The sequence below is a fragment of the Streptomyces griseosporeus genome (genome assembly GCF_014656055.1).
GTDB lineage: Bacteria > Actinomycetota > Actinomycetes > Streptomycetales > Streptomycetaceae > Streptomyces > Streptomyces griseosporeus.
Genome location: NZ_BNBR01000001.1, coordinates 1,641,383 through 1,664,788, shown reverse-complemented (window position 1 = coordinate 1,664,788; position 23,406 = coordinate 1,641,383). Strand labels below are relative to the sequence as shown.

The 23,406-nt window shown below is 73.6% G+C and carries 20 protein-coding genes; 10 read left to right on the top strand and 10 right to left on the bottom strand.

What is annotated here, in order from left to right; translation table 11 throughout:
- Nucleotides 1–15 precede the first annotated feature (15 nt).
- The 5 genes from IE308_RS07310 to IE308_RS07290 all read right to left on the bottom strand — a co-directional run bounded on the left by IE308_RS07310 (nucleotide 16) and on the right by IE308_RS07290 (nucleotide 5,923).
- A complete protein-coding gene (locus tag IE308_RS07310; RefSeq protein ID WP_190217406.1) occupies nucleotides 16–831 on the bottom strand; it encodes a carbohydrate ABC transporter permease in 816 nt (271 codons plus the stop codon).
- Between the two features lie 23 nt (nucleotides 832–854).
- Entirely contained in the window at nucleotides 855–1,829 is a 975-nt protein-coding gene (locus IE308_RS07305) for a carbohydrate ABC transporter permease (protein WP_190217059.1), read from the bottom strand.
- A gap of 20 nt (nucleotides 1,830–1,849) precedes the next feature.
- Nucleotides 1,850–3,112, bottom strand: a complete 1,263-nt coding sequence (locus tag IE308_RS07300; RefSeq protein ID WP_110632286.1) for an ABC transporter substrate-binding protein — start codon at nucleotides 3,110–3,112, stop codon at nucleotides 1,850–1,852.
- Nucleotides 3,113–3,319: 207 nt separating this feature from the next.
- Nucleotides 3,320–4,567 carry an ROK family transcriptional regulator gene (locus IE308_RS07295; RefSeq protein WP_190217058.1) on the bottom strand — a complete coding sequence of 416 codons (1,248 nt, stop codon included), beginning with the start codon at nucleotides 4,565–4,567 and terminating at the stop codon, nucleotides 3,320–3,322.
- A 108-nt stretch (nucleotides 4,568–4,675) separates the two neighbouring features.
- Nucleotides 4,676–5,923 (bottom strand): FAD-binding protein, encoded by a 1,248-nt coding sequence (locus IE308_RS07290; protein WP_190217057.1) that lies wholly within the window; start codon nucleotides 5,921–5,923, stop codon nucleotides 4,676–4,678.
- 168 nt (nucleotides 5,924–6,091) lie between these two features.
- On the opposite strand from IE308_RS07290, the gene IE308_RS07285 reads away from it, so the two are divergent.
- The 6 genes from IE308_RS07285 to IE308_RS07260 all read left to right on the top strand — a co-directional run bounded on the left by IE308_RS07285 (nucleotide 6,092) and on the right by IE308_RS07260 (nucleotide 13,125).
- Nucleotides 6,092–6,766, top strand: coding sequence for a pyridoxamine 5'-phosphate oxidase family protein (locus IE308_RS07285; RefSeq protein WP_190217056.1), 675 nt, complete (start codon nucleotides 6,092–6,094; stop codon nucleotides 6,764–6,766).
- A 57-nt stretch (nucleotides 6,767–6,823) separates the two neighbouring features.
- Nucleotides 6,824–8,149, top strand: coding sequence for a radical SAM protein (locus IE308_RS07280; RefSeq protein ID WP_110632298.1), 1,326 nt, complete (start codon nucleotides 6,824–6,826; stop codon nucleotides 8,147–8,149).
- A gap of 183 nt (nucleotides 8,150–8,332) precedes the next feature.
- Nucleotides 8,333–9,796 carry a cellulose-binding domain-containing protein gene (locus IE308_RS07275; RefSeq protein ID WP_190217055.1) on the top strand — a complete coding sequence of 488 codons (1,464 nt, stop codon included), beginning with the start codon at nucleotides 8,333–8,335 and terminating at the stop codon, nucleotides 9,794–9,796.
- A gap of 227 nt (nucleotides 9,797–10,023) precedes the next feature.
- Nucleotides 10,024–11,127, top strand: coding sequence for a ribosome small subunit-dependent GTPase A (gene rsgA / locus IE308_RS07270; protein WP_190217054.1), 1,104 nt, complete (start codon nucleotides 10,024–10,026; stop codon nucleotides 11,125–11,127).
- A 109-nt stretch (nucleotides 11,128–11,236) separates the two neighbouring features.
- Entirely contained in the window at nucleotides 11,237–12,628 is a 1,392-nt protein-coding gene (locus IE308_RS07265) for a DNA-3-methyladenine glycosylase 2 family protein (RefSeq protein WP_190217405.1), read from the top strand.
- Nucleotides 12,625–13,125 carry a methylated-DNA--[protein]-cysteine S-methyltransferase gene (locus IE308_RS07260; RefSeq protein WP_110632310.1) on the top strand — a complete coding sequence of 167 codons (501 nt, stop codon included), beginning with the start codon at nucleotides 12,625–12,627 and terminating at the stop codon, nucleotides 13,123–13,125. The genes IE308_RS07265 and IE308_RS07260 overlap by 4 nt, the downstream gene beginning before the upstream one ends.
- Nucleotides 13,126–13,131: 6 nt before the next feature.
- Here IE308_RS07260 and IE308_RS07255 read toward each other — a convergent pair whose 3' ends face one another.
- The 3 genes from IE308_RS07255 to IE308_RS07245 all read right to left on the bottom strand — a co-directional run bounded on the left by IE308_RS07255 (nucleotide 13,132) and on the right by IE308_RS07245 (nucleotide 15,179).
- Complete coding sequence (locus tag IE308_RS07255; protein WP_110632313.1) at nucleotides 13,132–13,539, bottom strand: PPOX class F420-dependent oxidoreductase; 408 nt, start codon at nucleotides 13,537–13,539, stop codon at nucleotides 13,132–13,134.
- 112 nt (nucleotides 13,540–13,651) lie between these two features.
- Nucleotides 13,652–14,134, bottom strand: coding sequence for a DUF456 domain-containing protein (locus IE308_RS07250; protein ID WP_190217053.1), 483 nt, complete (start codon nucleotides 14,132–14,134; stop codon nucleotides 13,652–13,654).
- Between the two features lie 61 nt (nucleotides 14,135–14,195).
- Nucleotides 14,196–15,179, bottom strand: a complete 984-nt coding sequence (locus IE308_RS07245) for a TrmB family transcriptional regulator (RefSeq protein ID WP_190217052.1) — start codon at nucleotides 15,177–15,179, stop codon at nucleotides 14,196–14,198.
- A 453-nt stretch (nucleotides 15,180–15,632) separates the two neighbouring features.
- Here IE308_RS07245 and IE308_RS07240 point away from each other — a divergent pair, with 453 nt between their 5' ends.
- The 3 genes from IE308_RS07240 (at nucleotide 15,633) to IE308_RS07230 (ending at nucleotide 20,090) form a co-directional block, all read left to right on the top strand.
- A complete protein-coding gene (locus tag IE308_RS07240; RefSeq protein WP_190217051.1) occupies nucleotides 15,633–17,219 on the top strand; it encodes a protein phosphatase 2C domain-containing protein in 1,587 nt (528 codons plus the stop codon).
- Nucleotides 17,220–17,314: 95 nt separating this feature from the next.
- Nucleotides 17,315–19,057 carry a pyruvate dehydrogenase gene (locus IE308_RS07235; RefSeq protein WP_190217050.1) on the top strand — a complete coding sequence of 581 codons (1,743 nt, stop codon included), beginning with the start codon at nucleotides 17,315–17,317 and terminating at the stop codon, nucleotides 19,055–19,057.
- Between the two features lie 607 nt (nucleotides 19,058–19,664).
- On the top strand, nucleotides 19,665–20,090 hold the full coding sequence (locus IE308_RS07230; protein WP_229908773.1) for an ATP-binding protein: 426 nt from the start codon (nucleotides 19,665–19,667) through the stop codon (nucleotides 20,088–20,090).
- A 100-nt stretch (nucleotides 20,091–20,190) separates the two neighbouring features.
- Here the strand turns inward: IE308_RS07230 and IE308_RS07225 are convergent, their stop codons facing one another.
- Nucleotides 20,191–21,228, bottom strand: a complete 1,038-nt coding sequence (locus IE308_RS07225; protein WP_110632330.1) for a DUF2637 domain-containing protein — start codon at nucleotides 21,226–21,228, stop codon at nucleotides 20,191–20,193.
- A 279-nt stretch (nucleotides 21,229–21,507) separates the two neighbouring features.
- Nucleotides 21,508–22,341: a (2Fe-2S)-binding protein gene (locus IE308_RS07220; RefSeq protein WP_190217048.1), complete on the bottom strand. Its 834-nt coding sequence runs from the start codon at nucleotides 22,339–22,341 to the stop codon at nucleotides 21,508–21,510.
- Between the two features lie 167 nt (nucleotides 22,342–22,508).
- Here IE308_RS07220 and IE308_RS07215 point away from each other — a divergent pair, with 167 nt between their 5' ends.
- On the top strand, nucleotides 22,509–23,282 hold the full coding sequence (locus tag IE308_RS07215; RefSeq protein WP_229908725.1) for a GntR family transcriptional regulator: 774 nt from the start codon (nucleotides 22,509–22,511) through the stop codon (nucleotides 23,280–23,282).
- Nucleotides 23,283–23,406: the final 124 nt, after the last annotated feature.

Sequence of the window (23,406 nt, the reverse complement as noted above, 5' to 3'; positions counted from 1 at the left end):
GGAAGAAGGAGCGGGTCAGCCCTTGATGCCGGTCTGCGCGATCCCCTGCACCAGCCAGCGCTGGAGGAAGAGGAACACGAGCAGCAGGGGCAGGATCGAGATGGCCGTGGCCATGAAGATCAGGTGATAGTTGACGGTCTGGTTGGTCATGTACGACGACAGGGCGACCTGGACCGTCCAGGCGCTCGGGTCCTGGCCGATGACCAGCGGCCACAGGAAGGAGTTCCACCCGTTGATGAAGGTGATCGTGGCGATCGCCGCGAAGAAGTTCAGCGAGTTCGGCACCACGACACGCCAGTACGCGCCCCAGTAGCCGAGCCCGTCGACCCGCGCCGCCTCATCCAGCTCCCTGGGGAACCCCAGGAAGTACTGCCGGAACAGGAAGCAGGTGAACCCGCTGAACAGGCCGGGGACGATGAGCCCGCGGTAGCTGTCCACCCAGCCGAGGGACGACACCAGCACGAAGCTCGGTACGAACGTCACGGCGGCCGGGACCATCAGCGTCACCAGGACGGCGTAGAAGACCTTGTTCGCGTGCCGGTACGGGATGCGGGCCAGGCCGTACCCCGCCAGCGAGCACACCAGCAGGGTGCCCAGCGTGTGCAGGACGCCGACGACGAGCGAGTTCACCATCGACCGGCCGAAGTCGACGGTCGGGTCGCGGAACGGCTCGGTGATGTTGCCCCACTGGAGGTCGGTGGGGAAGAACGTCCACTCCTCGCCCGTGATCTGCGGGTCGGTGGACAGGGCGTTGCGGACCAGCAGATAGAACGGGACGAGGAAGAACAGGGCGGCGACGCCGGTGGCGAGGTAGAGGCCGGCGGAGCCCATGACCCCGCCGCGCTTGGCACGGCTCACTTCGACTCCTCCCCCCGGCCGAAGCCCAGGATCTTCCCCTGGAACAGCGTGACCACGCAGATCAGCAGGGTCAGCAGCACCGCGCCGGCGCTGCCCGCGCCGTAGTCCTGGTTCTGTCCGAGGGCGGTGTAGTACAGCTCGACGAGGGGCGGGCGGCCCCAGGTGGTGCGGGACAGCAGGTTGAAGAACTCGTCGAAGGCCTGGTAGGCGGCGACCAGCAGCAGCAGGATCACCGCGGTGGACGTGGCCCGCAGCTGCGGCAGCGTGATGTACCGGAAGGTCTGCCAGCCGCGCTTCGCGCCGTCGATCGCGGCGGCCTCGTACAGCTCCTGCGGGATGTTCTGCAGCGCGGCCAGGAACAGGATCATGTAGAAGCCGGACTGCAGCCACAGCCGGGCCGTGACGATGACCAGCCAGTACCAGGGCGGGTCCGGGTCGGCGAGCCAGGCGATGTTCTCCACCCCGAACCAGCCGAGCACGGTGTTGGCCAGACCGAAGCGGACACCGTTGAACAGGGACATCTTCCAGATCAGCGAGGCGGCGACATAACTGCACGCCGTCGGCAGGAAGAACACCGACCGGAAGAACGCCCGCAGGAACCGCAGCCGGTTCACCAGCAGCGCGAGGCCCAGCGAGACCGCCCAGGTGGTGGGCACGATGAACGCGGCGAACACGGTGAAGGTGACCAGCGCGCCGGTGAAGTTCCCGTTCCGCAGGATCTGCCGGTAGTTGTCGAAGCCGGTGAACTTCTCCGGGGTGACGGTGAACCGGGCCTCGAAGAAGCTGAGCCAGACGCTCCAGCCGATCGGGATGTAGACGAAGACCAGCAGCCCGATCAGGAACGGGCCGGTGAAGAGCCAGAAGTTGAAGGTACGGCTGCCCAGCAGCGCGCGCGGTCCCCGCCGGGGCCGCACCGGGGACGCCCCCGGTCCGGCGGGGCGGGCGACGTCCTTCGTGGTGGTGGTCGACATGGCGCTGTCCGTCCGGCGGCCTATCCGAAGAGCTTCTTCAGCTCGGTGTTCACGGCCTTGTCGCAGCGGTCGAGCGCGGCCTCCGGGTCGCCGCCCTTGCGCACGCAGTCGGCGAAGACGTCCTCCGTCGCCTTGATCATGGCCTGGGTCCAGCCGATCCGGTCGAAGTGGCCGAAGTCGTTGAACAGCTTCACCCCCTCGGCCGCGAGCCCGCTCTTCAGCTTCCCGGCGGAGGCGGCGATCGAGGTGCGCGGCGGGATGTGGAAGCCGTAGGAGAGCGCCCAGTCCTCCTGGTACCGCTTCTGGTCGATCCACAGCCACTTGACGTACTCCTTGGCCGCGTCGACGTTCTTCCCCTTGGCGTTGACGAACATCGACCAGCCGCCGTTGTACACCGACGGCTTGCCCGCGTCGGTGACCTTAGGGAAGGGGAAGACGCCGAGGTCGTCGCCGAGCGCCTGCTGCAGCTGCGGCATCGCCCACATGCCGCAGAACTGGATGGCGGTCAGCCCCTGGCTGATCGCGGAGGGGTCCCAGTAGTCGGCCGGGGCGCCCAGCAGCAGGGAGCCGCTGGTGAACAGCGTGCGCATCTTCTTCAGGCCTTCGACCACGCCGTCGGTGTGGTAGGCGATCCGGTTGTTGTCGTCGAGGGTGTCGGCGCCGGCCGACCAGATCAGCGGGTTGATGACGGCGTGCAGGTCGTTGCCGAGGAACAGGCCCTTGACCTTGCCGGTGGTGAGCTTGGCGGCGGCCTCGATCAGCTCGTCGAGGGTCTGCGGCACGCCGACGCCGGCCTTCTCCAGCATCGACTTGCGGTAGAAGAAGAACTGCGGGTCGTCGAGCATCCGGACGCCGTATATCTTCCCGTCGACCGTGTGCGAGGCGATGTCGGCCGCGTTGAAGTCGTCCTTCACCGGCGCGACGATGTCCGTCAGATCGGCCACCTGCCCGCTCTTGACCAGCTGGATCTGCGGGTGGAACTCGAACAGGTCCGGCGCGTTGTCGGTGAGCAGGGTCGCGAACAGCTTGCTCTCGAAGTCGGCGCCGGTGATCCACTGCGTGGTCACGTTCGCGCCCTGGTAGGCCTTGGCGTACCGCCGGATCGCCTGCTCGGTGCCGGGCTCGCCGTACGCGTGGAAGTACTGGACCAGTCCCTTGCCGGAACCGCCGCCCGCCCGGCCGTTGTTGCTGCCGCAGGCGGCGAGCGCGCCGCCGGCGGTCACACCGAGGGCGGCGCGGAGGAGCGAACGGCGGTTCCAGGTGCTGCTGTTCGGTGCCGGCATGGTGACGTCCTTGTCGTGAGAGGCGAGCGGTGCGGTGCGGGACGTTAACCTTCGGCTAAGGCTTCGGCAAGGGGTTGGACGAAGTCGGTGCGAAACGTTGTGCCGGGTTCGGGATGACGAACAGCACGGACGGACGGTCGAGTCGGCACGCGGGTGCGGGCCGCCGGTCAGGGGTGGCCGGCGGCCTTCGGGCGCGGGGGCGGACCGTCAGGAAGGCGGCGCGGTACGGCCCTTCGCCGCGGGGGCGCGCTTGCCCGCCGCCCGCTGGCCCACCGACTGGAGCGCGCCCTCCAGCGCGAACGTCGCGGCGCCGAGGCACACCGGGTCGGTGGGGACGGGGGACAGGACGATCTCGGTGGCGGCCAGCGGCCGGCGCAGCGCGTGCCGGGCGACGGACGCGCGCACCTCGTCGAGCAGCGGCTCGCCGAGCAGGGAGGCGACCCAGCTGCTGAGGACGACGACTTCCGGGTTGAGCAGGTTGACCAGGTCGGCGATGCCCGCACCGAGGTAGCGGGCGGTGTCGCGGACCACCTTCAGCGCCACCGGGTCGCCCGCCGCGACCCCGTCGGCCAGCGCCCGGACGGTCGCGGTCTGGTCCTCCGGGTGCAGCAGCGGGCTCCGCGGGCTCAGCTCGCGCAGGTTGAGCATGATGCCGGGGGCGCCCACGTACGTCTCCACGCAGCCGTGGTTGCCGCAGTGGCACAGCCGGCCGTCGAGCACGAGCGTGGTGTGCCCCCACTCGCCCGCGCTGTTGCTCACGCCCCGGTGCACCCCGCCGCCGAGCACCAGCCCGGCACCGACCCCGGTGCCGAGGTTCACCACCACCGCGTCCCCGTGCCCGCGCGCGGCCCCGAACCACAGCTCGGCGACCGCGCAGGCACGCAGCGGGTTGTCCAGGTAGAGCGGGTAGGCGATGTGCTCGGCGAGCAGGTCGAGCAACGGCACGTCGTGCCAGTCCCAGTTGGGCGCGTACTCGGCGATGCCGCCGTCGCGGTCCACCTGCCCCGGCACGCTCACCCCGACGCCCAGCACCCGCGCCGCCTCCACCCCGGCCTGCGCGACCACCGAGCCGACGGCGGCGGCGACATGGGCGACCACCTGCTCGGGGCGGCTCTCGCCGGGACGGACGTCCTCGTCGGCGCGGGCCAGCACGGTCAGCGCCAGGTCGAACAGCTCGACACGGACGTACGTCTCCGCGATGTCCACGCCGATCAGCGCGCCGCCGGAGCTGTTGACGGCGACGAGCCCGCGCGGGCGGCCGCCGGCCGAGTCCTCGAACCCGACCTCCGTGATCATGCCGAGGTCCAGCAGCTCCCCGACGAGGGTGGCCACGGTGGCCAGCGAGAGACCGGTGGCGGCCGCCAGCTCCTGCCGGGAGGTGGGGGAGGAGGCGATGATCTGACGCAGCACCTCGTAGCGGTTCGCGGTGCGGATGTCGCGGGATGTGCGTTTCACGGCGCTCAGGCTAGGGTGTACGGCTCGGGTTCGACAAGGGGTTAGGAAAGGGGCTGAAAAAAGTCCCGGCCGGGTCGGAGGGCCGTCCCGGCCGCGGGCCTCCGCCGCTCAGGCGCGGCCCCCGCCGAGCACCCTCCGCACGAACGCGTTGGTGAACTTCCCCGCCGGGTCCAGCTCCGCCACCAGCCGCCGGAAGTCACCGAGCCGGGGATAGCGCTCGCGCAGCGCCTCCGCGGGGGTGGTGAACACCTTCCCCCAGTGCGGCCGCGGCTCGAAGGGCTCCAGCGCCTCCTCCACCCGCCGCACCGCCGGCAGCACGGTCGCGGTGTCCTCGATCCAGGTGAAGTGCACGGCCACGGTGTCCCGGCCGTAGGACGGGCTGAGCCACTGCCGGTCGCCGGCGACGGTTCGCACCTCGCACGTCTGCAGCACCGGCGCCACGGCCCCGCGCACCTCGTGCAGGGCGCGCAGCGCCCGCTCCGCGTGCCGCCGCGGCAGCAGGTACTCGCTCTGCAGCTCGGCACCGCTGCTGGGCGTGAACTCCGCCCGGAAGTGCGGCAGCCGTTCGTGCCAGGGGCCCGGCACCCCGAACTGCTCGGTGCAGTTCCCGGCCGGCATGCCCGGCACCGGGTGCAGCGCCACCTTCGCCGGCACCGCCCAGGGGAACGCGGTGAGAGGCTGGTCGGTGCGCCGCTTGAGCCACACCTGCCGGAAGCCGGGGTCGCGCCAGTCGGTGAACAGGCTCACGCTGTACGCCGCTGCCGCCACCGTCTCGAAGTCCCAGCCTTCCGCCGGGAGTTCGGTGAAGAGGTGCTGCTCCACCTCGTAGGCGGGCTCCAGGTCCAGGGTGAGCGCCGTGACGACGCCGAGGGCGCCGAGGGAGGTGACCGCGCCGCCGAACCGGGCGTCGTCGCGGCCGATGACGACCGTCGAGCCGTCCGCGGTGACCAGCTCCACCTCGCGTACGGCGTCGCCGAGCGGTCCGTTGCCGACGCCCGAGCCGTGCGTGCCCGTCGCCACCGAGCCCGCCACCGAGATGTGCGGCAGGGAGGCCATGTTGGGCAGCGCGAGCCCGTGCGCGTGCACCCGGCGGGCCAGCTCGGCGTACCGCACGCCGCCGCCCACCCGCACGGTGCGCGCCGCCGTGTCGACGTCCGTCCCGGCGGGCATTGCGTCGAGCGACAGCAGGACGCCCCCGGCGCCCGGCTCGGCGATCTCGTTGAAGGAGTGCCCGCTGCCCAGCACCCGTACCGCGGCCGCGCCGGCGACCAGCGCCCGCAGCTCCTCAAGGGAGCTGGGTCGGTACGGCTCCGCGGCGGAGTAGGTGATGTTGCCCGCCCAGTTGGTCACGGTCATGCGGACGCCCTCCCAGGGTGCAGGGTCGAATTAGTTTTCCGCGTTAACATATCCCGCGCATCCTCGGTCGCCCGAGATCACTGCGGATTTCGTCGTATCACGCCGTTCCAGCGATTGTTATCGCCGGTATCTGGCTTCCGTTGCGCGAAATCGGTAGCTTCCCTGCCTATGGATGCCTCCCCGCTGCCCGCCGACCTCCCCCTCACCGAGCTGACCCGGCACCGCCGTCTGCGCGAGCAGGGCAGCCTGCGCCGCGCCGACCTGGAGGCGATCCTCGACGCCGGGTTCGTCTGCCATCTGGGGGTCGTGGTGGACGGGCGGCCGCTGGTCGTGCCGACCGTGTACGGACGCGACGAGCGGTGGCTGTACGTCCACGGCTCCGTCGCCAGCCGCAGCCTCGCCGGCGGCGCACCCGTCTGCGTGACCGTCACCCACGTCGACGGGCTCGTCCTCGCCCGGTCCGTCTTCGAGCACGGCGTCAACTACCGCAGCGCCGTCGTCCACGGCGACGCCCGCCCGGTGACCGACCCCGAGGAGAAGCTGGAGGGCCTGCGCCGGCTCACCGAGCACGCCGCACCCGGCCAGTGGGCCTACGCGCGCCGCCCGAACCGCAAGGAGCTGGCCGCCACCACCCTCCTCGCCGTCTCCCTCGAACACGCCTCCGTCAAGATCCGCACGGGCGCGCCGGACGACGGCGACGGACCCGACGCCGCCCTCGGCCTGTGGGCGGGCGTCCTGCCGCTGACCTCGGTCTGGGGTGCCCCGGTGACCGACCCCGCGCTGCCCCCGGACACCCCCGTCCCGGCGCACCTCGCGCGGCGCGGGGGGACCCGGCAGGGGTGACGCGGGAGGCAGGGCATACCGTGAGGAGTCGTACGCCTGAGCCGGGAGGAGAGACGGATGGGCAGCCGTACCGCGCTGGTCGAGGATCTGATGGAGCGCTTTCCGCATGTGCCGCGGGAGGCCGTCTTCAAGGAGGACCTGCTGCGCGGCGGGGTCGCCTTCGACCCGTCGGCCCTGAGTGACAACGAGAGCGGCGAGGTGAAGCCGAAGTCGTACTTCATCTTCTCCTTCGACCACGGGACCCTGCCCGAGCTGGGCGAGGCCGCGCTGCGCCGCCCGCCGGAGGAGATCATCCTCACCGGCGGGCCGTACGACCTGCGCCGGACCGTGGTGTCCGTCCGCGTCAACCCGGCCTCCCCCTACCGCGTCGCCGCGGACGAGGAGGGCATGCTCGGGCTCTACCTGGACGGCAGGCGCATCGCCGACGTGGGCGTGCCGCCGATGCCGGAGTACTACCGGCACAAGCTGTCCAACGGGAAGTCCGTCATGGAGGTCGCCCCCACCATCCAGTGGGGCTATCTGATCTACCTCACCGTCTTCCGGGTCTGCCAGTACTTCGGCGCCAAGGAGGAGTGCCAGTACTGCGACATCAACCACAACTGGCGCCAGCACAAGGCCGCCGGACGCCCCTACACCGGTGTGAAGGACGTCGAGGAGGTCCTGGAGGCCCTGGAGATCATCGACCGGTACGACACCCAGAAGGCGTCCACCGCCTACACGCTCACCGGCGGCGCCATCACCAAGACCGTCTCCGGCCGTGACGAGGCCGACTTCTACGGCCACTACGCCAAGGCCATCGAGGAGCGCTTCCCCGGCCGCTGGATCGGCAAGGTCGTCGCCCAGGCACTGCCCAAGGCGGACGTGCAGCGGTTCAAGGACTACGGCGTGCAGATCTACCACCCCAACTACGAGGTGTGGGACGAGTACCTGTTCAAGATGTACTGCCCGGGCAAGGAGCGGTACGTCGGCCGCGACGAGTGGCACAAGCGCATCCTGGACTCGGCCGACGTCTTCGGCGCGCGCAACGTCATCCCCAACTTCGTCGCGGGCGTCGAGATGGCCGAGCCCTTCGGCTTCAAGACCGTCGACGAGGCCATCGCCTCCACCACCGAGGGCCTGCGCTTCTTCATGTCCCACGGCATCACGCCCCGCTTCACCACCTGGTGCCCCGAGCCGACGACCCCGCTCGGCAAGGCCAACCCGCAGGGCGCGCCGCTGGAGTACCACATCCGGCTGCTCCAGGCCTACCGGCAGACCATGGAGGACTTCGGCCTCTCCTCGCCCCCCGGGTACGGCCCGCCCGGACCCGGCCGCGCCGTGTTCTCCGTCAGCTCCTTCATGGACAGCCTCCCGGCCCAGGAACCCGCCGCCACCACCCCGTGAACGGACGGGGGCCCGCCGCCGTACCCCTGGGGGCGGCACGGCAGCGGGCCCCCCACATCTGAACAGCGCGCTTGTCAGTTGTGCGGGAAACGTGAAAGGCTCGGCCGTCACCCCGCGAGGCTTCCCCTCAACTCCACTGCCAGGTAGATGAGTTGACCTCGCCCGTGTGGATGCAGGAGACGCATGCCCGACCTGCCGACCCCCCAGGACGCCACCGAGGCCGCGCAGTTCACCGAGTGCTGGGACGCCGTCCTCTCCTACGCCGACCTGTGCACGGCCGGAACCAGCGCCGCCCCGACGCTCGCCCGCGAGGCGTTCGCCCGCGGCCTGCGCGAGGTCCGCGACGCCGAGGCCGTCACCCGGCGCGGCCCCGGACGCCGCCCCGCCCGGCTGCCGCGCATCCCGCTGCTGCTCACCGCGGTCCGCGCCACCGCCGCCGACTGGGAGGCCACCGGACGCGGCCACCACCTCGACCCGGACCTGCGGCTGTGGCTCAACTCCCCGCAGGCCGCCCGCCACACCGGCCGCCGCCCCCTCGCCCTGCGCGGCCTGCGCGACCTCCAGGAACCCGACGCCGAACTGCTGTGGCTCGCCGAAGTGGAGGCGCTGCCGCTGCGCGCCGTCGCCCGCCGGCTCGGCCTCGACCCGGCCGCCGCGGCCGAGGAACTCGACCAGGTCCGCGTCCTGTTCCGGGACCGCTGCCGGCGCGCCCACCTCGACGCCCCGCTCGACACCGAATGCCGCAGCTACGCCCACCTGCTCGACGCCGTCACCCGCCGGCCCGGCACCGACACCCCCGAGGACCTCTCCCGGCACCTCGCCACCTGCCCCGACTGCGCCGAGGCCGTCTCCTGCCTGCGCCTGCACGGCGGCACCCTTCCCGCGGCCCTGGCCGGCGGCGTCCTCGGCTGGGGCGGCCTCGCCTACCTGGAGCGGCGCCGCAGGGCCGCCGAGGTCCGCGCGGGCGCCCGGACACCGGCGGCCGAGCAGCCCGGCGAACCCGACCGGACCCGCAGGACGCGCGGCGGCCTCCTCGCCGCGGCCGGACTCGTCTCGCTGCTCGCCCTCGCCGTCACCCTGATGCCGCTCGGCTCCGACGGGGACGCCGCCGGCGCCCGCACCGACGACCCCGACCGCCGCCAGGCCACCGGCGCCCTCCCCGACGCGCCGCCCACCCGGCCCGCGCTCACCCACTCCGCCACCCCGAAGCACCCCACGGTCACGGCCACCAGCGCGCCCGCGGCCAGGACCACAGCGCCCTCGCGCGCCCAGAACCCGGACCCCGAACCCCAGGGCACCGCCTCCACCACCGGCGAGGCGGCCTCCGCGGCGGCCGCCTGCACGGTCGGCTACCGCCTCCTCAACCAGTGGCCCGACGGCTTCCAGGCCGCCGTCACCGTCAGCACGGCCGACGCCCTCACCGACTGGCACGTCGACTGGTCCTTCCGGGACGGCCAGCGCATCACCCAGATGTGGAACGCCCAGGCCACCCAGAACGGCCCGCACGTCACCGCCGACGCCGCCGACTACGACCGCTCCGTCCCCGCCGGCGGCACCGTCTCCTTCGGCTTCCTCGCCACCTGGTCCGAGCGCAACACGGCCCCCTACGGCTTCACCCTCAACGGACACCCCTGTAAAACCGGTTGACCCGGACCCAGGGCGCCTCGCTAGGGTGAGGGACGTTCCGCGCGACGGCAGTCGGCCGCCGCGTGCCGACGTGACGAGTGTGAGGAGGTGTCGACCGATGGCTGTCCCTGTGACGGGCGTTGCCCGCATCCAGGAATCCATTCCGTCCACCTCCGTGGCCACCGGCTGACCTCACACCCATCCCGCGCCCACGGGCGCCGCCGGGGCCACCCTGTGAAGGGTCACCCTTGACTTCCACCTCTTCTTCGCCGTCCACCCCGTCCTCCCTCCTGCCCTACGGCTGGGACGAGGACTGGGCCGACGCGTTCGCCCCGTACGCCGCCGAAGGACTGCTGCCCGGGCGCGTGCTGCGGGTCGACCGCGGCCAGTGCGACGTCGCCACCGACGGCGGCGTCCTGCGGGCCGACACCGCGTTCGTCACCCCGCACGACCCGATGCGGGTCGTGTGCACCGGCGACTGGGTCGCCGTCGAACCCGGCGGCAACCCGCGCTACGTACGGGCCTATCTGCCGCGCCGTACCGCGTTCGTGCGCTCCACCTCCTCCAAGCGGTCCGAGGGGCAGATCCTCGCCGCCAACGTGGACCACGCGATCATCGCCGTCTCCCTCGGCGTCGAACTCGACCTCGGCCGCATCGAGCGGTTCCTGGCCCTGGCCTGGGAGTCCGGGGCGCAGCCGGTCGTGGTGCTCACCAAGGCCGACCTCGTGCCCGACGCGGTGACCCTGTCGTACCTCGCCCAGGACGTGGAGACCACCGCGCCCGGCGTGCCCGTGATCCCCGTCAGCGCCGAGCTGCGCGAAGGGCTGGACGTGCTCGCCGCGGTCGTCTCCGGCGGTACGTCCGTGCTGCTCGGGCAGTCCGGCGCGGGCAAGTCCACCCTCGCCAACGCGCTCCTCGGCGAGGACGTGATGGACGTGCAGGCCACCCGGGACGTCGACGGCAAGGGCCGGCACACGACGACCACCCGGAACCTCCTCGTCATGCCCGGCGGGGGCGTCCTCATCGACACTCCCGGGCTGCGCGGCGTCGGACTGTGGGACGCCGAGACCGGCGTCGGGCAGGTCTTCGCCGAGATCGAGGAACTGGCCGAGGACTGCCGCTTCCACGACTGCGCCCACGAGAGCGAGCCGGGCTGCGCGGTGCTGGCCGCCATCGACGCCGGTGAGCTGCCGGCCCGGCGCCTGGAGAGCTACCGCAAGCTCAAGCGCGAGAACCAGCGGATCGTCGCCAAGACCGACGCACGGGTCCGCGCGGAGCTGCGACGGGACTGGAAGCGGAAGGGGGCGATCGGGCGCGCGGCGATGGAGGCGAAGCGGGGACGCCTGCGGTGAGCTGAGCGACCGGCGTCTCCCACCCTCCCCGCGGTGGGAGACGCACCTCAGCGCCATGTCCGATTCCCGCCAGCGGCACCCGTCCCGGCAGCGCACACTGGATCCCGTGATGGACGAAGAGACCAGGTACGAGGCCGTGCGCAGCCGGGACGGCCGGTTCGACGGGGTGTTCTTCTTCGGTGTCGAGACGACCGGCATCTACTGCCGGCCCAGCTGCCCGGCCGTCACACCGAAGCGCCGCAACGTGCGGTTCTTCGCGACGGCCGCCGCCGCGCAGGGCAGCGGGTTCCGCGCCTGCCGCCGGTGCCGGCCGGACGCCGTGCCGGGGTCGGCCGAGTGGAACGCCCGCGCCGATGTCGTCGGGCGGGCGATGCGGCTGATCGGCGACGGAGTCGTCGACCGGGAAGGCGTCGCCGGCCTGGCCGCCCGGCTCGGCTACAGCGCCCGGCAGGTGCAGCGGCAGCTCACCGCCGAGCTGGGCGCCGGCCCGGTCGCCCTGGCCCGCGCCCAGCGCGCGCACACCGCGCGCGTGCTGCTCCAGACCACCGACCTGCCGGTCACCGAGATCGCGTTCGCGTCCGGGTTCGCCAGCGTCCGCCAGTTCAACGACACCGTACGGGCCGTGTACGCCGCGACCCCGACCGCGCTGCGGGACGCCGCCCCCCGGGGCAGCCGCTCCGGCACCCCCGGCGCCGGCATCCCGCTGCGGCTCGCCCACCGGGGGCCGTACCAGGCCGGTCCCGTCTTCGACCGGCTCGCGAGCGAGGCCGTGCCCGGCGTGGAGGAGGTCACCGGCCCTCCCGGCCGGCGCGTCTTCCGCCGCACCCTGCGGCTGCCGTACGGCACCGGCATCGTCGCCGTCGACGAGCGGCCGGGCGCGGCCCGGCCCGGCGGCGGTGCCCACCCGGGCGGCTGGCTGCATACGCGGCTGCACCTCACCGACCCGCGCGACTTGACCACCGCCGTTCAGCGGCTGCGCCGCCTGTTCGACCTCGACGCCGACCCGTACGCCGTCGACGAGCGCCTCGGGGCCGACCCGCGGCTCGCCCCGCTGGTCGCCGCCCGGCCCGGGCTGCGCGTGCCGGGCGCCGCCGACCCCGAGGAGTTCGCCGTCCGCGCCCTCGTCGGCACCGCCGAGGCGCAGCGGCTCGTCCAGCGCTACGGCAAGGCCCTCGACGCGCCCTGCGGCACCCTCACCCACCTGTTCCCCGAACCGGGCGTGCTCGCCGAGGCCGAGCCCGGCGGGCCCGTCGGCGCGCTCGCCGCCGCCCTCGCCGACGGCGCCGTACGCCTGGACGCGGGCGCCGACCGCGACGACGCCCAGCAGGCCCTGCTCGCCGTGGACGGTGTCGACGCGGCGACCGCCGCCGCCGTCCGTGCCCGCGCCCTCGGCGACCCCGACGTCGCGCCGCCCGGCGCCGACGTACCCGACACCTGGCGCCCCTGGCGCACCTACGCCGTACACCACCTGCTCGTCGCAGGGGAGTGGGAGCTGACATGACCGGCCCGATCCGCTACACCGAGACGCCGAGCCCGCTCGGCACCCTCCTGCTCACCGCCGCCGACGACGGGGCGCTGACCTCGCTGTCCGTGCCCGGACAGAAGGGCGGCCGCAGCGTCGAGGACGGCTGGGTGCGCGACCCGGCCCCCTTCCGGGAGGCCGAGGAGCAGCTCGCCGCGTACTTCGCGGGCGACCTGAAGGAGTTCCGGCTCCGGCTGCGCCCGCACGGCACCGCCTTCCGGCAGCGGGTGTGGGACGCCCTGGACGCCGTCCCCTACGGGGCCACCACGACGTACGGCGAGATCGCCGCGCGCATCGGCGCGCCCCGCGCCGCCGTCCGGGCGGTCGGCGGCGCGATCGGCGCCAACCCGCTGCTCGTGCTGCGCCCCTGCCACCGGGTGATCGGCGCGAACGGCTCGCTCACCGGCTACGCGGGCGGCCTGGAGCGCAAGCAACGGCTGCTCGCCCTGGAAGGTTCGCTCCCCGAGGCGTGGTGACACGTTCTAGGCGTCACCGTCCTCCAGCCCCCAGCTGTGCACGCGCCGCGGGTGGATGCGGATCAGCTCCTCGCTGAAGTGGGGGCCCAGGTCGTGCGGGCCGACGAGCAGTTCGGCCTCGCCGCGGATGTCGACCCCGCGCACCCGCCACGGCCGTACGCTCACGACGTCGTCGACGACGAGGGCGATCTTCGGGTTCTTCCGCAGGTTCCGCCACTTCTTGGTGGTGCCGAGGGCGTACCCGCCGATCAGGATCGTCCCGTCGTCCTGGAGGAAGAACCCGACCGGGTTGGCCTGCGGCTGTCCCCGCGGGTCGACGGTGGCCATGCGGCCGAGCCGCTGTGTCCGCAGGTAGGCCCGCTCGGCCTCGCTGAACCGCCCGGTCGTCGCCTCGCCGGAGTGCGTCGTCGTCATGTACGGCAGCCAAGCACGCGCCGCCGTCCCGCACATCGGATCCTCGGCGGAGCCCGACCGGGACCTGCGACCTACGGCTTCCGGTCCCCGCGGACCCCGGCCGGCGGCACGGTCAGCCCCCGAGCACCACACCCAGCCACGCCCCCGCGATCAGCAGGCAGGCGAACAGTTCCGCGAGGACGCTCCAGCCGCCCGAGCGCATCGCCGTCCGCACCGCCGCCCGCGCCTCGCCGTGCCGGCCCAGGCGCAGCCGCTCGGAGAGGTAGATGCCGCCGACGAAGCCGGGGATCGCGCCGACCACGGGGAGCAGGACGAAGCCGGCCAGCGCGCCGAGCCCCGCGTACACGCCCATGCGCGGGGTGGCTCCGCCGGTCCGCAGCCGGCGCGGCGGCAGGGCCCAGCGGACCACCTGCGACAGCAGCAGCACCATGGTGGCGCCGACCAGCACGCCCCAGGCGAGCGGCCGCGGGTCCTGCAGCGCCCACCACATGACCGCGGCCCACACCAGCCACGATCCGGGCACGCCGGGCACCAGCACTCCGCACAGGCCGAGCAGCAGCACCACCCCGACCAGCAGGAGTTCCCACACTCCCATCTGCCCAGGGTGCCGGAGGCAGCCCCGCCGCGCAGGCGGGGGCGGACCGCCCCGGCACCGCTCACCGCCCGCGCGCCACCCATCCGCGCTCATGGGCGTGCCAGCCCAGTTGCAGCCGGGTCGTCACCCCGGTCAGCTCCATCAGCCGCTTCACCCGCCGCTGTACGGTCCGCAGCCCCAGGTCGAGCTGTTTGGCGACGCTCGCGTCGGTCAGCCCGGCCAGCAGCAGCGAGAGGATCTCCAGATCGGTGCCGTCGGGACCGTCCGGGCCCTGCTCGGTGACACCGTCCGGGCCGAGCCGCAGCGGCAGCGCGTCCCGCCAGACCGACTCGAACAGCCCCTGCAGCAGCTCCAGCAGCCCGCTCGCGTGCACCACCAGCGCGGCCGGCTCCGCGCTGCGCGAGGTGAGCGGCACCAGGGCGAGCGAACGGTCGGCCACGACCAGCTTCGTCGGCACCGACTCCACGACCCGCACCTCCTCGTCCCGGGACAGCGCGGCCGTCAGCTCGGTCATGCCGTGCGGCAGGTCCAGCACCGGGCGTTCCACCACCACCCGGTAGCGCACGCCCCGGGCGGCGGCGCGCTCCTCCGCCTCGTTCTCCGTGCCGGAGACCACCACCGGGTTGCCGGTGACCAGCGCGCACACCTCCTCGCCCGCCCCGAGCTGGAGCTGGAGGAAGCGCTGCGCGACCGCGGCGGCGCCGGTCACCACCTCGACCAGGTCGTGCACGGCCGGTTCGGCGGACGCCGCCCGGTACTCCTCCGCCAGCAGGGCCGCCGCCAGCTCCGCCTGCTCCAGCTCGTGCCGCTGCTGGGTGAGGAGCGCGCCGAGCGCCACGGCGGGCGGGGCGGCGACCCAGCGGCCCGGCCGCGCCGAGGACCGGGCGGCCAGCCCCTGCCGCTCCAGCCACCGCAGCGCACGCTCGGTGTCCCGCTCGCCCCGCGACAGCCGGCGCGCGAGGTCCGGCACGTCGGCGGCGCCGAGCGCCACCAGGGCGCGGTACGCCGACTCGTGCGTCTCGTCCAGGTCTATCGCTGCCAGCATTCCTGCTTCGTCCTCCCTGGTGACGGCGGGCCGGTGGGGCGGGTGCCCGAGGTGGCGGGAAACGGCCACGGCGTAAACCCGCCGCCGGACATCATCGCCGTACCCCTGGCCGCTCTGCCAAGGTGGGGGCCACGGCGGTCCCGCATGATCACCGCGACGGGTGTCCTTCCCGCGGTTCCTCAGGCGTGCGGGCGGACCGGCCGTACCCAGGACGTGACCCGGGCCCGCGACGCGTGTGTGCGCGAAGGGGATCCGGGGCCGGGTCACCAGCTGTCGCCGGGCGGTTCTCCCGTGGGGGGTGGAGCCGTCCGGCGACCCTCAACTCCACACTTCGTACGGTTGTTTGACGGTTCGCCCGACACGCCGTCCGACACGCCGTCCGGTGCGGCCCGTGGTGCCCCATTTTCCCGATGCCCCGTTCTCATCCGGCCCGTGCGGTGGACAATGAGGGGCATGAGCCAGCAGGGGGGAAGGCCCGCCGGGCCCGAGGACGACTGGTGGGCGCAGCTGTACGACGACGCCACCGGGGACACCGGCCCGACGGCCGCACCGGACTCGCTGGACGACCGTTTCGTCTCCGCGACCGGCACGCTGGGCGCCCCCGCCGCCCCGGAGGCACTCCCTCCCCAGCGGACGGGGCCGGCGCCGGGGCCCGAGGGCGCCACGGCGTCCGGCGCCGCCGGGACCGTCCGGCCGCGGGCGCCCTGGGAGCCGCCGCCGGCCGCCCCGCCGGAGCCGGCGAGCTTCCCGCCCGGCCCGATGCCGCCGGGGTTCACGCAGCGCGGGCCCGAGGGCCGTACGGCCCCGCCCGAACCCGCCGGGACCGCGCCCGGCCCGGACTCCGGTGCGCAGAGCCGGCCGACCGCCAGCACGGAGGGCGCCGCCCCCGGCCTCGGCGCCCCTCCGCCCGCGCCCCCGTCCCCACCGCTGCCGCCGGACGCCCCGCCCGCGCCACCGTCGCCGTCCGCGGTCCCCGCACCCCCGCTGCCGGACGCCCCGCCCGCACTCGACAGCACCGGGGAGCCCTCGGCACCCCGCACCCCCACCCGCGTGGACCTCCCCGCGCAGCCCCCCGCCCCCCTCCGTTTCGTCGGGACGCGGCCGCCCACCTACGACGCCGAGCCCACCGCGCTGCCCGCCGCCGACCCCGACGACCTGGGGGACCTGGTGGCGGACACCGTGCTGGACGGGGCCCGCTACGGGGTGTGCACCCTGCGGGCCGCGTCCGTGCGCGGGGACTCCGCGCGCTACCGGGGCGAACCACGCCGGGACGCGCTGCTCACCGCCCGGTTCGGGGCGGGGGAGCAGGCGCTGGTGCTGGTCGCGATGGCGACCGGCGCGCGGGCCACACCCGGCGCGCACCGCGCGGCCGCGGAGGCCTGCCGGTGGATCGGGCGGGCCGTCGGCCGCAGCCACGCCCGGCTCGTGGAGGACATCCGGGCCGCCCGGCGCGGCGACCTGAAGTCGGGGCTGCACCGGCTGACCGACCGCAGCCTCGGCCGGCTGCGGGCCGGCGCCGCCGAACAGGGCCTGAAGCCGGAGGAGTACTCCGCCACCCTGCGCTGCCTGCTGCTGCCCGCCGACCCCGCGTGCCGGGTCCGGGTCTTCTTCGGCGTGGGCGCCGGCGGTCTGTTCCGGCTGCGGGACGGCGCCTGGCGGGACATCGAACCGCCGGTCGGCGAGGTCGCCGGGGAACCCGTCGTCGGCTTCGGCTCGCCGCCCGCCGAGACACCCGAGGGCGACCGCCTCACCATGGACCTCGGCATCCCCACGCCCCCGAGCCCGTACGAGCCGGCCCCGCAGCCGCCGCGCGAGCCGTTCCGGTTCCGCGCCTCGGTCGCCCGTCCGGGTGATGTGCTGCTGATGTGCACCGAGGGCCTGGCCGAGCCGCTGCGGGGAGAACCGGAGCTGTGCCGCCATCTGACCGGCCGGTGGTCCGAGCCCGCCCCGCCCGGCCTCGCCGCGTTCCTCGCGGACACCCAGGTCCGGGTGAAGGGGTACGCCGACGACCGTACGGCCGCCGCGGTGTGGGAGGCGTGACCGCGCCGCCTGTGGGTTGATGGATCCCGACGCGCCGTACGCGACCGCCCCCGGGCTCCCCGCCCGGGCCGGGACCGAGGAAGGGATGCCTGGGCATGGCCAAGCAGAACATCGCCGAGCAGTTCGTCGACATCCTCGTCCGCGCCGGCGTCCGCCGTCTGTACGGCGTCGTCGGCGACAGCCTCAACCCGGTCGTCGACGCCGTGCGCCGCAACGCCGCCATCGACTGGATCCACGTACGCCACGAGGAGACCGCCGCGTTCGCCGCCGGGGCGGAGGCGCAGATCACCGGGCGGCTCGCCGCGTGCGCCGGCTCCTGCGGGCCCGGCAACCTGCACCTGATCAACGGCCTGTACGACGCCCACCGCTCGATGGCCCCGGTCCTCGCCCTCGCCTCGCACATCCCGTCCGGCGAGATCGGCCTCGGCTACTTCCAGGAGACCCACCCCGACCAGCTGTTCCGCGAGTGCAGCCACTACTGCGAGCTGATCTCCAGCCCGAAGCAGATGCCGCGGCTGCTGCACACCGCCATCCAGCACGCGGTCGGCCGCTCCGGCGTCAGCGTCGTCGCCCTGCCCGGCGACCTGGCCGACCAGCCCGCGCCCGAGAAGGCCGCCGAGAGCGCCCTCGTCACCAGCCGGCCCACCGTGCGGCCCGGCGACGCGGAGATCGACCGGTTGGTGGAGCTGATCGACGGGGCCCAGCGGGTCACCCTGTTCTGCGGCAGCGGCTGCGCGGGCGCGCACGCGGAGGTCATGGAGTTCGCCGAGAAGATCAAGTCGCCGGTGGGGCACGCGCTGCGCGGCAAGGAGCACATCCAGTACGACAATCCCTTCGACGTCGGGATGAGCGGCCTGCTCGGCTACGGCGCCGCCTACGAGGCCACCCACGAGTGCGACCTGCTGATCCTGCTCGGCACGGACTTCCCGTACAACGCCTTCCTCCCGGACGACGTGAAGATCGCCCAGGTCGACGTCCGGCCCGAACACCTCGGCCGCCGCTCCAAGCTGGACCTCGCGGTGTGGGGCGACGTGCGCGAGACGCTGCGCTGTCTGACCCCGCGGGTGAAGCCGAAGGAGAACCGGCGCTTCCTCGACAAGATGCTGAAGAAGCACGCCGACGCGCTGGAGGGCGTGGTCAAGGCGTACACCCGCAAGGTGGACAAGCACATCCCCGTCCACCCCGAGTACGTGGCCGCCGTGCTCGACGAACTCGCCGACGACGACGCGGTGTTCACCGTCGACACCGGCATGTGCAACGTGTGGGCGGCCCGGTACATCACGCCCAACGGCCGCCGCCGCGTGATCGGTTCCTTCTCGCACGGCTCGATGGCGAACGCCCTGCCGATGGCGATCGGCGCCCAGTTCACCGACCGCGGCCGCCAGGTGGTGTCGATGTCGGGCGACGGCGGCTTCGCCATGCTGATGGGCGACTTCCTCACCCTCGTCCAGTACGACCTGCCGGTGAAGGTCGTCCTCTTCAACAACTCGGCGCTGTCGATGGTCGAGCTGGAGATGCTGGTCGCGGGCCTGCCCTCGCACGGCACCACCAACAAGAACCCCGACTTCGCCGCCGTCGCCCGCGCCTGCGGCGCCTACGGGGTGCGGGTGGAGAAGCCCAAGCAGCTCGCGGGCGCGCTGAAGGACGCGTTCAAGCACAAGGGTCCGGCCCTCGTCGACGTGGTCACCGACCCCAACGCCCTCTCCATCCCGCCGAAGATCAGCGCCGACATGGTGACCGGCTTCGCCCTGTCCGCCTCGAAGATCGTGCTGGACGGCGGCGTCGGCCGCATGCTCCAGATGGCCCGCTCCAACCTGCGCAACGTGCCCCGTCCCTGACGTGCCGGAGGGTCGGTTTCCGGCCAACTTCACCGGGCGGACGGACGGCGTGGCAGCGCGCCGCGCCCGGCGCGTCACCGTGAGTGCACCGGGGGGCCGGCGCGGCCCGGCCCGGGCCCGGATCGCGCGCCCGGCGACCGCGGTGACGCGGGCCTGCGGACGGGGGCGGGGCCAGTGGCCGCACGGCGTGCAATTGCAGGCCGCGAGGCGGAGAGGACCGGGGATGCGTGCGACGGGTGCAGCGGCCGGGGTGACGGTGGCGTTCCGGGAACGTCGCGCCGGTCGTACGGCTCACCCGGCCCGGTACGACCGTCCGCCCCGGCGCCGCCCGCGCACACCGGCGCACGGCAACGCTCCGAAATCCCGCCGGGAACCCGCCGGACACCTTCCCGGAGCATGTGCGGGGCGCCCCGGCCATGGCCGAACACCCGGGCGTCGGCGACGTGACATGACTGCCGTCCGAACCGCCGGGCAAGCATTCCCGTGAACGTGTTCGAGCAGGAGGGAAACCGACATCGGCACGCGGGCGGGGGTCATGAAGAGGCAAGCACGAGGGAGCGGACCGATGACCATCGGGGCCACCTCGGCTCAGACGACGACAACGGACATGGCGGCCGAGGAGACCGGCTCGGCCGCGGACGGACCGGGCGCGCCCCGGCTGGAACGCAGACTCGGGCGCGCCGACCTGAAGGCCGTGCCGGAGGCACGCCGGGCGGTACGGGAGCTGCTGCGGCACTGGGGGAGGCCGGGACGCTCGGAGATAGCGGAACTGCTCACCAGCGAGCTGGTCACCAACGCGCTGGTGCACACCGACCATGACGCGGTCCTGACGGCCACCGTCGGGACGCACGCCCTGCGCGTGGAGGTCCGGGACGGTCTGGCCCGCCGCCCGAGGCCCTGCGTACCGCACGCCGACGACGGTACGCACGGCCGGGGCCTGGTGCTGGTGCAGGCCCTCGCGGACGCCTGGGGCGTCAAGACGCACAGCGCGGGCAAGGTGGTGTGGTTCGAACTGGACGCCGAGGCCGCCTGACCGGCCCGGCAGACGGCCCTTGTGGCAACGGGAAGGGGCGCGACCCCCAAGCGGGTCGCGCCCCTTCCCGTGAATCCGTCGGCGGACAGCCACCGGCCTCCTAGCCGAACTGCTGCTCCAGGTCCTTCAGCTTGCGCTCCAGCGAGTCGAGGCGCGGCAGGGCCTGGGTGTCGTCCTCGGCCGTCAGGTCGACGGTGATCGGGTCAGATCCGCTCCGTACGGGCTGGAGGGAGGGACGCGAGCGTACGGGCAGCTGCTCCGCGGATATGGCGGGCTCCGCGGAGACCCGCTCGTCGTCCCGCTCGACGGCGACCTCGACCTCGCGGCCGGTGCCCCGGCCCACGAATCCGCGGTGGCCGCGGCTGATCGCCTTCAGCTGGGCGCGCTCCACCCGCTCCTTCTCCCGGCGCAGACGGCGCGACTCCTCCTTCTGCCGCTTGTCCTCACGGACCTCGTCCACGGCCTCGTCCAGGCTGCGCACACCCTCCAGGAGCATCAGCGACCACGCCTTGTACGTCTCACGCGGCGCCCGCAGCCAGCGCACGATGCGGATCTGCGGCAGCGGCCGCGGGATCAGGCCCTGCTCGCGCAACGCGGCGCGGCGGGTCTGCTTCAGCGCCCGGTCGAACAGCACGGCGGCCGACAGGGACATACCGGAGAAGAACTGCGGCGCACCGTCGTGGCCCATGCCGCGCGGCGCGTGCACCCAGTTGAACCAGGCCGCGGCGCCCGCGAACGTCCACACCAGTATCCGGGAACCGAGGGCCGCGTCACCGTGGCTGGCCTCGCGCACGGCCAGCACGGAGCAGAACATCGCCGCCCCGTCCAGGCCGAACGGCACCAGGTACTCCCAGCCGCCGGAGAGGTTCAGGTTCTGCCGGCCGAAGCCGACCAGGCCGTGGAAGGACAGTGCCGCGGCCACCGCCGCACAGCAGAAGAGCAGCACGTAGGAGGCCGTGCCGTACAGGGCCTCCTTGCGCCTGCGGCGCTCCTCGGCGCGCTCCCACGAGTCTTCCGTCTTCGCGTGCTCCCCGGAGGAGCGCTTGCCGCGCGCGAGCACCGCAACCGCCGCCAGCATGCCCAGGAGCAGTACGGCGCCCGGAAGCAGCCAGTTCAGCGATATGTCGGTCAGTCTCATCTGGGGTCCCTTGCATTGGGATAGGGCGTAACGCCCGCCATAGTGGCCCAATCCCACCGGCCCTCAGGGGGTTTCGGGGCAAGAGGCCGCCAAGGAGGTGCAAGGGGATGCCCAGGACGGCGTTCTGCTCGAACTGCCGCTTGAGGGGCGGGAGTTGAGTTCGAATAAGACTACCCGTACGGGTGGTTCCACGGAAAGTTCCCGCGACGCGTGGGGAAGATGTGAAACACCTGTGACCGAACGGGTGTCCTGCTCGCGGTGATCTTACCTGAGGGATCCTCAACTGACGGCCGCGGTGGCCAGCTTGGCGACCCGCTCGGCGTCGCAGGTGCGCGGACAGGTGACACAGGTGTCCGCGGGCCGCACGGTGTAGAACATGCAGCAGCTGGCCCGGTCCCGGGTGGGCAGCCGCTCGCCGTCCGGCCCGGTCAGCTCGCGGAAGGCGGCCGACCCGGCGTACGGCCGGGTGGCGCCGGGCAGCAGCAGCTCCAGCTCGCGCCGGGCGCGCTCCTCCTCGCCGAGCAGATGGGCGACGTACCACAGCCCCTCGACGACCTCGTCGGTCGCCGTGCCCCACAGGGCGCGGCCGCGGCGCCGCATCCGGGGCCCGAAGGCGGCGAGCAGCGGCTCCAGGTGCTCGGCGACGGCGCCCCGCACCTCCGCGCGCAGGGCCTCCTCGTCCGCGACCACCCGCGCCCCGGGCAGCGCGGCGGCGGGGTCGCCCGGCAGGCAGGCGAAGGACGCGGGGCGCACGGCCATGCGCCCGGCGGTGCGGTCGTACGAGACGTGCGTCACGGGATAGCGGGGCACCCGGCGGTGCAGGAACCAGGGGACGGTGATCAGCAGGCAGGCCGGCCAGGCGTACCGGTGCAGCCCGAAGCTCGCCACGACGTCCGGGCGGGCCCGCTGCCCGTAGTCGCGCAGCACCTGGGCGTCGTCCCATTCGAGGAACGCGTCCAGCTCGGCCCCGCCCCCGGCCAGCGCAGCGGCCGCGACCCAGCCGCCGCCCTGCGGGGCGCGCTCGCCCGGTCCCAGCTCGGTGACGATGAGTCCCGGAAAGACCTCGGTCAGGCGGGCGTAGGAGTCCGCGACGGCCGACGACGGGACAGGCATACGGAACCACCAATCACGGAAACTCGACGCCCTCCAAGCAAGGCAAGCCTCACCTTATCGAACATGGCTCGGATTTGAACTGGGCGGTTCTGCGCCTATGGTGCTTGACGGCCGAGTAACAACCGGCCGTAATGACCCCAAGTACCGACAAGCCCGGAGGAGGACCCGTGAAGCAGGGCGTGCAGGGCTCCGCCGGACCCGGGATCCCCGCGACGCGGGGCCGTCCCGCGTCGGTGCCGGCCCAGCCGAGCGCCGCGGACGTGAACGCGGCGGCGCGCGGCGAGCACACCCACGGCGAGCAGCCCGCCGACCGACCGCTGATCCAGCGGGCCTCGGTGCGGGGGCAGATCCTGGACGCGCTGCGCACCGCGCTGGTCTCCGGGGAGCTGAAGCCGGGCGAGGTGTACTCCGCGCCCGCGCTCGGCGACCGCTTCGGGGTGTCGGCCACGCCGGTGCGGGAGGCCATGCAGCAGCTGGCCCTGGAGGGGGCCGTCGAGGTGGTCCCCAACCGGGGCTTCCGGGTCGTCGAGCGGGACGCGCGGGAGCTGGCCGAGCTGGCGGAGGTACGGTCGCTCATCGAGATGCCGGTGATGCTGCGGCTGGCGCGGACCGTGCCGGTGGAGCGGTGGGCCGAGCTGCGGCCGCTCGCGGAGGCGACGGTGCGGGCGGCGTCGTCCGGCTGCCGGGCCACGTACGCCGAGGCGGACCGCGCCTTCCACCGCGCGGTGCTCGGCCTCGCGGGCAACGCCCAGCTGGTCCGCATCGCCGACGACCTGCACCGCCGGGCCCAGTGGCCCCTCATCGGCGCGGCGGGCCGCTGGGGCCGCGCGGACCTGATAGCCGACGCGGCGGAACACACGGCCCTCCTGGACGCCCTGATCGCGGGAAACGTGGACGTGGTCCGCGCCCTGGTAAGCGAACACTTCGCAGGAGCGACCTGACCGGCGGTCGGCGCGCAGCCAGGCCGATCGGGCGCCCGGCGCTGGTGCGGGCCGGGTGTGGGTGGCGCAGCCCGGCGCGACGGGGTGCCGCTGCGCCCACCCTCCCCCAAGCTCTCGGCTTCGC

Bases quoted from the DNA above. Each gene is read 5' to 3' on its own strand.
- IE308_RS07310 (WP_190217406.1), bottom strand. From the start codon at position 831: ATGGGCTCCGCCGGCCTCTACCTCGCCACCGGCGTCGCCGCCCTGTTC.
- IE308_RS07305 (WP_190217059.1), bottom strand. From the start codon at position 1,829: ATGTCGACCACCACCACGAAGGACGTCGCCCGCCCCGCCGGACCGGGG.
- IE308_RS07300 (WP_110632286.1), bottom strand. From the start codon at position 3,112: ATGCCGGCACCGAACAGCAGCACCTGGAACCGCCGTTCGCTCCTCCGC.
- IE308_RS07290 (WP_190217057.1), bottom strand. From the start codon at position 5,923: ATGACCGTGACCAACTGGGCGGGCAACATCACCTACTCCGCCGCGGAG.
- IE308_RS07285 (WP_190217056.1), top strand. From the start codon at position 6,092: ATGGATGCCTCCCCGCTGCCCGCCGACCTCCCCCTCACCGAGCTGACC.
- IE308_RS07280 (WP_110632298.1), top strand. From the start codon at position 6,824: ATGGGCAGCCGTACCGCGCTGGTCGAGGATCTGATGGAGCGCTTTCCG.
- IE308_RS07275 (WP_190217055.1), top strand. From the start codon at position 8,333: ATGCCCGACCTGCCGACCCCCCAGGACGCCACCGAGGCCGCGCAGTTC.
- IE308_RS07265 (WP_190217405.1), top strand. From the start codon at position 11,237: ATGGACGAAGAGACCAGGTACGAGGCCGTGCGCAGCCGGGACGGCCGG.
- IE308_RS07260 (WP_110632310.1), top strand. From the start codon at position 12,625: ATGACCGGCCCGATCCGCTACACCGAGACGCCGAGCCCGCTCGGCACC.
- IE308_RS07255 (WP_110632313.1), bottom strand. From the start codon at position 13,539: ATGACGACGACGCACTCCGGCGAGGCGACGACCGGGCGGTTCAGCGAG.
- IE308_RS07250 (WP_190217053.1), bottom strand. From the start codon at position 14,134: ATGGGAGTGTGGGAACTCCTGCTGGTCGGGGTGGTGCTGCTGCTCGGC.
- IE308_RS07245 (WP_190217052.1), bottom strand. From the start codon at position 15,179: ATGCTGGCAGCGATAGACCTGGACGAGACGCACGAGTCGGCGTACCGC.
- IE308_RS07240 (WP_190217051.1), top strand. From the start codon at position 15,633: ATGAGCCAGCAGGGGGGAAGGCCCGCCGGGCCCGAGGACGACTGGTGG.
- IE308_RS07235 (WP_190217050.1), top strand. From the start codon at position 17,315: ATGGCCAAGCAGAACATCGCCGAGCAGTTCGTCGACATCCTCGTCCGC.
- IE308_RS07230 (WP_229908773.1), top strand. From the start codon at position 19,665: ATGGCGGCCGAGGAGACCGGCTCGGCCGCGGACGGACCGGGCGCGCCC.
- IE308_RS07225 (WP_110632330.1), bottom strand. From the start codon at position 21,228: ATGAGACTGACCGACATATCGCTGAACTGGCTGCTTCCGGGCGCCGTA.
- IE308_RS07220 (WP_190217048.1), bottom strand. From the start codon at position 22,341: ATGCCTGTCCCGTCGTCGGCCGTCGCGGACTCCTACGCCCGCCTGACC.